This window comes from Thermodesulfitimonas sp. (assembly GCF_052743955.1).
Window position 1 is genome coordinate 1 of sequence record NZ_JBRAIN010000153.1, and the last position, 2,677, is coordinate 2,677.

Annotated in this window: 4 protein-coding genes; all 4 read right to left on the reverse strand. The window is 53.9% G+C overall.

Going from position 1 to position 2,677, the window contains the following annotated elements; translation table 11 throughout:
- Positions 1 to 120 precede the first annotated feature (120 nt).
- Positions 121 to 768: an RNA polymerase sporulation sigma factor SigH gene (sigH, locus tag ACUVTA_RS09390; RefSeq protein ID WP_445952676.1), complete on the reverse strand. Its 648-nt coding sequence runs from the start codon at positions 766 to 768 to the stop codon at positions 121 to 123.
- Between the two features lie 103 nt (positions 769 to 871).
- Positions 872 to 1,381, reverse strand: a complete 510-nt coding sequence (locus ACUVTA_RS09395) for an NYN domain-containing protein (RefSeq protein WP_445952677.1) — start codon at positions 1,379 to 1,381, stop codon at positions 872 to 874.
- The gene (gene rlmB, locus ACUVTA_RS09400; protein WP_445952678.1) at positions 1,374 to 2,105 is read right to left on the reverse strand and encodes a 23S rRNA (guanosine(2251)-2'-O)-methyltransferase RlmB; all 732 of its coding nucleotides are present in this window, start codon (positions 2,103 to 2,105) and stop codon (positions 1,374 to 1,376) included. The genes ACUVTA_RS09395 and rlmB overlap by 8 nt, the downstream gene beginning before the upstream one ends.
- Positions 2,102 to 2,677, reverse strand: a 576-nt coding sequence (thyX, locus tag ACUVTA_RS09405) for an FAD-dependent thymidylate synthase (RefSeq protein WP_445952679.1), incomplete at its 5' end; no start/stop codon positions are given. The genes rlmB and thyX, both read right to left, overlap by 4 nt.

Genomic DNA, 2,677 nt, shown 5'->3' on the forward strand with positions numbered 1-2,677 from the left:
CTGCGAAATCATTATAAAGCACGCCTGCGCTGGCGTCAAGAAGATGGGTGCTGGTTCGGAACGTGGGCGCGGGAGCTTTTGAATATCGCCAGCGAAAATTTAAGGGGCCGCGGGCCCCGTTTAATTCTCCCGTTTTTCGAGGTAGCGCTCCAACTTTCGCTTGACGCGTTGCAGGGCGTTGTCGACCGATTTTACGTGGCGGTTGAGGTCCCCCGCAATTTCCTGGTAAGACTTGCCGTTCAGGTAGGAGACGAGAACCTTTCGCTCTAAAACGCTAAGTAGTTCACCGATTTTTTCTTCAATATGGTCGAACTCTTCCCGGCTAATTACAAGCTCCTCCGGATCGGTAAGGCCTGCGCCAGATACGACGTCGAGGAGTGTCCGGTCTGAATCTTCGTCGTAAATGGGCTTATTAAGCGAGACGTAAGAGTTAAGCGGAATGTGTTTCTGCCGTGTTGCTGTTTTAATGGCGGTTATAATCTGCCTAGTGATGCATAGCTCGGCGAAAGCCCGAAAGGAAGATAACTTATCCAGCCGAAAACCGCGGATGGCTTTATAGAGCCCGATCATTCCTTCCTGGATAATGTCTTCACGGTCGGCACCGATGAGGAAGTAGGATCGTGCTTTCGCCCGGACAAAATTCTTGTACTTATTGATCAAGAATTCCTGGGCCTCAATGTCGCCGTCCCTTGCGTACGCCACGATTTCCTCGTCCTGCATGGCATCAAAAACCGCGCAGGCCTGCCGGCTCAACCCGTTGAGGCTCAACCTATCGCCCCCACTTTAGAAGGTTGTCCGAGAAATGTTACCTTTGAAATTATAACTAACTAACACAGGTTACGTCAAGGTAAAATTCATACCCCTCGTCGTTCTACTCTTTGCTTCGCCGCCAATTTTCGAGCGCGTTCCTAATTTCCTTGTTAAGCCTTTCCTCGAGGTAACCTTCTGCGGGCTGGGAAACTGTCGGGATGCTTCTCTGGTGGCGCTTTATGGTTTCCGTAACCCGTTGGTAGAAGGCGCGGGGCGGTACCCGCAACGCCCCGTAGCCGCTTACTATTCGCTGTTCTGGCCAGTCAGCGGTGACTACCGAAACTGTGTAACGGTTTATCAGGTGTGCCGAAAGGCGCTCGATCACCGTGTCTGCCGTTTCTCCTGTAGCAGTGAAAATTACGGTAATACCGTCTTGGTGTATGGTATTTTCCCTGCCGCTCTTGACCCGGTAAGCGTCAAAGACAAGGATAATCTCTACTCCAGTTAATGTCGCGTATTGACTTAGGATGTTAATAAGGCGGTCCCGGGCATGCGCAAGGTCAAGCGCGTTTTTATTAAGACCTTGGGTAAAAATGAGATTATAACCGTCGATGATAATTAGCTCACGCATCGGTTTGTTGCCGCTGGCGAACCACTTCGTAGAGAAGAAGTGCTGCCGCTACCGAAACGTTGAGCGACGCTATTTTCTCCGTCATTGGGATTCGCACTAGGTAGTCGCATTCTTTTTGTACCACGCGGCTGAGCCCGGTATCTTCGCCGCCGATGACTATCGCTATGGGACCGGTAAGTGTGGCTTCCCAGAGGAGTTGCGGCGCCTCAGGATCTGCCCCTATAATCCAGAAGCCCAGCCCTTTTAAATAGCGAAGCGTCCGGCTAATGTTGGTCACCCGGGTTACGGGGAGGTGCTCGATAGCTCCAGCGGCGGTTTTCGCCGCTTCTCCTGTGATCCCAGCCGCCCGCCGCATCGGGATGACCACGCCGTCGACCCCTGCGGCCGCTGCCGTTCTCAAGATCGCCCCCAGATTACGGGGATCGGTGACATGGTCGAGTACCAGCAGGAAAGGCGGTTTGTTTGCCTTCTCCAGGATATCGTCAAGGCTTACGTATTCTTTTGGCGCGGCGAAGGCCAAAAAACCCTGGTGTACGCCGCCGGCGAGCCGGTCGAGCGCTTGTCTATCGACTGTCTGGACGGGTACACCTCGGGCGAGGGCTAGGTTACGGATTTCCTGGACGGCTGCACCGCCGAGGCCTCGTGCTACTAAAATCTTGTTGAGCGGCCTGCCAATCTTAAGGGCTTCGCGTACTGGGTGCCGCCCGTAAAGGATTTCGGTCAATCTTCCACCCTTCCTCCGTATTTAGCGCGCATCTCTTCGGCACGTCCGCAGCTCATTTTTCCTTCAGGGCATGGTCCGCGCACACAGGCTGGACCGGCATTAGCGAAAAGTGCTGGAGCAACCTCCTTCACCAGATGGAGCATCTGTGCAGCAAGTTCTCTTATCTCCCACTGAGCACGGTTGCACAGCCGGAGCGTAAAAAAGTGCCACAGTTCGCGCGCGTTCATGGTAACTACAAACTTAGTGGCTGCTGCGTTGGGTAAAACGAAGCGGGCATCTTCAAAGGTTTCCCGGCCGCCGCCTAATTTCTCTACCCAATAATCATAAAAGCGCTGAATCTCCCGCATTTGCCGGTCAAACTCCCGGACGGCCTCATCACCGAGAGCGGCGATAGTGGGCGGAAGCACATAATCGAAAACCCCGTCGGCGTTCTTCTGGGCTTCTTCGCTTACGTAGCGCTGGGACTGTACCGAAAAACTGGCAATCCGGTGCCGGGTAATCTGGGCGAGCAGGCTGCGCGAGACACCTTCAACGGCAAAGGTAAAGGTGGCGTGTTCGATAGGCGTTACGTG

What these genes read in the sequence shown, in the direction of transcription:
- ACUVTA_RS09395 (WP_445952677.1), bottom strand. Translation starts at nt 1,381, where the DNA reads ATGCGTGAGCTAATTATCATCGACGGTTATAATCTCATTTTTACCCAA.